Origin of the sequence: Pseudorhodobacter sp., assembly GCF_030452865.1 — a bacterium.
Taxonomy (GTDB): domain Bacteria; phylum Pseudomonadota; class Alphaproteobacteria; order Rhodobacterales; family Rhodobacteraceae; genus Pseudorhodobacter.
The window spans coordinates 1-5,125 of record NZ_JAKDLJ010000265.1 but is presented as its reverse complement, the minus strand read 5'-3'; the positions used below and the strand labels follow the sequence as shown (position 1 = coordinate 5,125).

At 55.2% G+C, this 5,125-nt stretch carries 5 protein-coding genes; 2 read left to right on the top strand and 3 right to left on the bottom strand.

The genetic code is table 11. The features are described from left to right. Both L0H65_RS14120 and L0H65_RS14115 read left to right on the top strand, forming a co-directional pair. Window positions 1–1,105, top strand: a 1,105-nt coding sequence (locus L0H65_RS14120) for a TrbI/VirB10 family protein (protein ID WP_301459689.1), incomplete at its 5' end; no start/stop codon positions are given. Further along, window positions 1,105–2,091: an ATPase, T2SS/T4P/T4SS family gene (locus tag L0H65_RS14115; RefSeq protein WP_301459688.1), complete on the top strand. Its 987-nt coding sequence runs from the start codon at window positions 1,105–1,107 to the stop codon at window positions 2,089–2,091. The genes L0H65_RS14120 and L0H65_RS14115, both read left to right, overlap by 1 nt. A 58-nt stretch (window positions 2,092–2,149) precedes the next feature. Here the strand turns inward: L0H65_RS14115 and L0H65_RS14110 are convergent, their stop codons facing one another. The 3 genes from L0H65_RS14110 to L0H65_RS14100 are packed head-to-tail and all read right to left on the bottom strand — an operon-like array spanning window position 2,150 to window position 5,039. After that, a complete protein-coding gene (locus tag L0H65_RS14110; protein ID WP_301459687.1) occupies window positions 2,150–3,157 on the bottom strand; it encodes an ABC transporter ATP-binding protein in 1,008 nt (335 codons plus the stop codon). Beyond that, entirely contained in the window at window positions 3,157–4,137 is a 981-nt protein-coding gene (locus L0H65_RS14105; RefSeq protein WP_301459686.1) for an ABC transporter ATP-binding protein, read from the bottom strand. The genes L0H65_RS14110 and L0H65_RS14105 overlap by 1 nt, the downstream gene beginning before the upstream one ends. Continuing rightward, the gene (locus tag L0H65_RS14100; protein ID WP_301459685.1) at window positions 4,137–5,039 is read right to left on the bottom strand and encodes an ABC transporter permease; all 903 of its coding nucleotides are present in this window, start codon (window positions 5,037–5,039) and stop codon (window positions 4,137–4,139) included. The genes L0H65_RS14105 and L0H65_RS14100 overlap by 1 nt, the downstream gene beginning before the upstream one ends. Window positions 5,040–5,125 lie beyond the last annotated feature (86 nt).

The following is a 5,125-nucleotide window of genomic DNA, read 5'->3' as shown; positions in this document are numbered from 1 at the left end:
GCTTATCAAGATTACCGACACGCTTCAACCGCCCCCTGCCCCCGTTGTGACCCCCGAGCCAAATACTGCGCTGACCAAAGAACTGGCAGAATTGCGCCGTGCATTGGCCGAAAGCTCTTTGAACCGCGACAAAGCCATTGCCTCTGCAGTTGGTGAGTTGCGCGCCGCATTTGATGATCAGGTGAAAAACCTCAAAGCGGCAGCCAAGCAGGCGCAAGATGAACTCAATGGGCTAAAAGCAACTGGTGATATGCGGGTGACATCCTTGCAAGCTCTGCTCGATGCGGAGAAGGCCAAGGTGGTAGCAATGGAAGGCTCGCTTGCGAGCCGCGATGGAGAAGAATTGAGTGCGAAAAGGGCAGAACAAGCGCATCTTGACGCGATGGATCTGCTCCGCGCGCAAGTCAAATCCCCCGCATTGGTGTTCGCCAACAGTCAGGCCAAAGGCGCGGTTGGCGGAAACGGGTCCGGCGCGGGGGGTCGCACCCTTTCTGCCGATGAGGCGTTTTTGAACAGTGCTCCGGCATTGGTGGTGCAAGAGGCGGAGCGAATGCAGGCCCCTGACCGGACCCTTGCGCAAGGCTCGGTGGTTCAAGCGGCTTTGCAGGTGGCAATCAACAGTGACCTTCCGGGCAATGTGGTCGCCGTGGTGTCTGAACCGGTGCCAGCCTTTTCCGGCGATAGCATATTGATCCCGCGCGGATCACGGCTGTTTGGCTCTTACAGCGCTGGGATTGAGGCTGGCCAAGCGCGTATCTTGATTGCGTGGACCCGCATACTGACGCCTGACGGTGTTTCGATGAATATCTCGGCGGTGGGCGGCGACAGTCTGGGCCGCTCTGGTCTGACCGGTTTTGTTGACACGAAATTTGGCGCGCGTTTTGGTGGGGCCACATTGATTTCCATGATCGGGGCAGCACCATCGGTTGCAGCGGCACAGGTGAAGGATAAAATTGCGGCGGACACCTTGGCCGATGTTGGCTCGAACCTGCAAGATGCGACCTCGTCAGTGATCGCCGACCAGCTTGCGTTAAAGCCAACCATCTATGTTGATCAGGGTGCGCGTGTCACTGTCTTGGTCGATCGTGACGTGGTGATCTATTGATGAATGCGCAGGCGAGCTATGTTGACGCCTATTTGCAGCCGTTCAAAACTTGGCTGCAAGATGGGTCCGTATCGGAACTGGTAATCAATCCTGATGGTAGCGTGTGGATTGAGCGCGCGGGCGATACGCATATGGCCCTCGTTGAGGGTCAAACCATCGGCGCCAGAGAAGCCATTGATCTGGCCCAAGCGATTGTCGGGGATGCCAAGGCCAAAGTCTCAAAGCTGCGGCCCTTGGTTTCCGGCAAGATTGATTACCTTGGGCGCCCTTTGCGGGTTCAGGTTGCCATTCCTCCGGCAGTGGAGCACGGCGCGTCGGTTTCGATCCGCCTGTTCTCCACCCAAAGCATTCCAAACTTCACTGCGGAATATCTGTTTGGAACGGCGGTATCACTCGATGATATGCGGCGCGAAAAGATGAAAGAGGTTCGGGAAATTGCAGCAACGGATTTGAATGCCGCCCTGAAACGCCTAATAGAGCTGCGGCTCAATATCTTGATCAGCGGTGGCACCTCAACCGGCAAGACCACCTTTGCGCGCCACCTTCTGGGCTATGTCGGCATGGGCGAACGGCTGGTCACAATTGAAGATGCTTATGAGCTGTTTCCACCGCAACCCAATACCGTGAACCTGCTGTCTGAACGTGATAAGGACTCGCCTCGGACAACGGATGCACTTTTGGCTGCAACCCTGCGCATGCGGCCAGACCGGATTATCGTCGGCGAATTACGCGGGCGCGAGGCCATCACCTATCTTGAAGCGATCAACACCGGGCATGGCGGGTCAATCTCGACCCTTCATGCCGAAACCGCGCGGCTTGCCATTGACCGGCTGGCAATCATGGTTTTGCAGGCCGGAACGCCTTTGACCTTTGCCGAGGTGAAAAATTACATTGCGCGCTCCATCGACGTGATTGTTCAGCTTGGTCGGGTTGAGGGGAGGCGCGGGGTGACGGAGTTGTATTTTCCGGGCGGGGATTTGGGTTAGCTGCGACCATGTATGCGGTCTGACCGCACTGCGCCGATGGCTGCTGGTGTTGTCGTCATCAGTCCAGTCCGTCGTTCAAATGACATGCCGACCTGTGGCAAGGCGCTATCTCACGGATACGTGGAACTTCCACTCGACAACGGTCCATCGCAAAAGGACAGCGCGGGTGAAAATGGCAGCCCTTTGGCGGATTTAGTGGGCTTGGGAGTTCGCCCTTAACTGCCTGAAAACGACGCTTAGTTACTTCGATCCGTGGCACCTCGGACAACAGTGCCTGAGTATATGGGTGGTTGGGGCGTGCAAATACCTCTTCAACTGACGCCTCCTCAACGATGCGGCCTAAGTACATAATAGCTACTCGGTCTGAAATATGCTCAACCACACCCAAATCATGGCTGACGAACAAATAGGTCAGATCCAGCTGTTCGCGCAAATCCATAAACAGATTGATGACCTGTGCCTGTATCGACACATCCAATGCCGCCACGCTCTCGTCGCAGACCAGAAACTCCGGCTGGACGGCCAATGCACGGGCTATGTTGATCCGTTGGCGTTGGCCACCGGAAAACTGATGCGGATAGCGGCGCATCATCGATGCGTCAAAACCTGCCATTCGCAGATATTTTGTCACATAGTCGCGTTTCGACCCGGCTATCATGCCATGCGTTCGCGGCGCTTCAGCAATGATTTCTTCAACCGTCATCCGCGGGTTAAGCGCGGCCATCGGGTTTTGGAAAATCATCTGGGTCGCAAGGTCGGCCGCATGGCGATCCGGGCCAGGCAATCGATCGCGGTCTTTGCCTTTCCAGAATACGTTGCCTTCACTTTGCGGCAGAATACCTGCGACGATCCTGCCAAGCGTAGATTTGCCACAACCTGATTCGCCTACAAGGCCCAACACTTCGCCGCGTGTCACGATTAATTCCACATCGTCAACAGCGTGAACAATCGGTTTTGGTTTGGCAAGACCAAGCCGAATAGCGATCCGGTCTGCAAGATCGGGGTGGGGGCCAAAACGGCGCGTAATGCCTTGGAGTTCGATCATCGGGGATAAAGAGGCAGCCATCAAACCCTGACCTTTCGATAAAGCGGATGAAAACAGAGAAATGTGCGGGCGGCTTCGGATGTTTTGGGCGGGGCAAGATTGGCACAATCCGGTCGCACCCGAGAACAGCGGGTGCGGAAGGCGCAACCTGACGGCAATCGGTCCAAACTCGGGGTTACACCGGGTATCTGCTGCAAACGCGTGCCGCGGCTGTTCTGACTGGGGACAGACCCGATCAATCCCGCCGTGTAAGGATGTCGTGGGTCAGCCAGAATATCGGCAACCGGTCCGGTTTCAACAAGCCGGCCCGCATACATCACCGCAATCTCATCAGCGAGTCGTGACACAATTGCCAGATCATGCGTAATCCAGATGACCGCCGTGTTGTGGTTTTCTGCAAGCTGCTGAAACTCAGAGATAATCTGCGCCTGAATGGTGACGTCCAGCGCGGTTGTAGGTTCATCCGCAATAATAAGATCTGGTTTGTGCAACAGTGCAATGGCGATTGCCACCCTCTGCCTCATTCCACCCGAAAACTCGTGTGGATAAGCATTCAGACGCTCCTCCGGGCTTGGAATGCCAACTTGACCAAGCGCATCGCGCGCGCGCCGACGTGCTTCTCCTTTGCCAACGCTTTCATGTGCAGTTATTGACTCAATCATCTGGGTAGCGATAGTCAGAACCGGGTTGAGTGTCATCATCGGATCTTGAAACACCATCGCAATCCGGCGCCCTCGCAAACGCCGCATTGCCTCAGGACTCAATGTCCTTAAGTCCGTTCCGTCAAAAATTATACGGCCGCTGGTAACCCTTCCCGGTCGGTCCACAAGCCCCATGATCGAGAATCCAGTGACAGATTTCCCTGACCCGGATTCGCCAACCAAGCCTAATACTTTTCCACGATCCAGAGAAAAACTGACATTGTTGACGGCGTGCAAACCGGCGGCGGCGCTCTCGCCGGGGAATTCGGTCACGAGTGACTGCACATCAAGAAGCAGCATTACAAATTCCTCGGATTAAGGATATCGCGTAATCTGTCGCCGACCAAATTGATGGCAACGATTGTGAGGAGCAATGCGATTCCGGGAAAGAAGCTAATCCAATAATAGCCAGTCAGAAGATACTGATAACCATTGGCAATCAGCATGCCTAGCGAAGGTTCGGTTACCGATGCCCCAAGTCCAAGAAACGACAGCGTTGCCTCCAGGCCGATGGCGCGGGCGACTTGCATCGTGGCGATCACGATAACCGGCGCGAGACAGTTCGGCAGCAAGTGGCGGAAAAGGATGCGCCACCCCGGTAGCCGCAGCGAACGTGCTGCTTCCACATATTCCTTTTCGCGCTCTACAAGAGCTGTACTGCGTACTGTCCGCGCATATGTCGCCCATTCCGCGATAATGAGGGCAATCACAACATTTTGTACGCCTTTGCCCAACACCGCCAGCATCATCAGCGCCATCAGAATTGTGGGAAAGGACAGTTGCAGATCAACCAGCCGCATCAGCAGTGCTTCAATCCGCCCCCCGGTATATGCAGCGAAAAGTCCGGTCGAAGTGCCAATAACCGCAGCAGCAACCGCTGAGAGTACCCCAACCAGCAAGGATGTGCGTAACCCGTATAAGATACCCGATAAGATATCGCGCCCTTGTGAATCAGTGCCAAGTAAATACGGCACTCCCCCATAGGATTCTGATCCGGGTGGAAGGCGACCGTCCATGATATCCAGTTGCAAAAGATCATATGGGTTTTGCGGTGAAATAATCGGTGCAAACACTGCTAGCATCAGGATGATCACCAGCATGACAATGCCGAGGACCGCGAGAGGTGACGCCCTGAACTGGCGCAAACGCTGTAAAAATACGTTTTCTGTTGGTTCCAGCATATTGTCTTCGACAAGGCTCATATTTCAGGTCCCTCCGTCCATCCGGACGCGCGGGTCCAGCAGTGTGTAGCAGATGTCGATGATGAAATTCAGTGCAACAAACAGGA

Excerpts from the sequence above, each read along its gene's own strand:
- L0H65_RS14115 (WP_301459688.1), top strand. The coding sequence starts at position 1,105 with ATGAATGCGCAGGCGAGCTATGTTGACGCCTATTTGCAGCCGTTCAAA.
- L0H65_RS14105 (WP_301459686.1), bottom strand. The coding sequence starts at position 4,137 with ATGCTGCTTCTTGATGTGCAGTCACTCGTGACCGAATTCCCCGGCGAG.
- L0H65_RS14110 (WP_301459687.1), bottom strand. The coding sequence starts at position 3,157 with ATGGCTGCCTCTTTATCCCCGATGATCGAACTCCAAGGCATTACGCGC.
- L0H65_RS14100 (WP_301459685.1), bottom strand. The coding sequence starts at position 5,039 with ATGAGCCTTGTCGAAGACAATATGCTGGAACCAACAGAAAACGTATTT.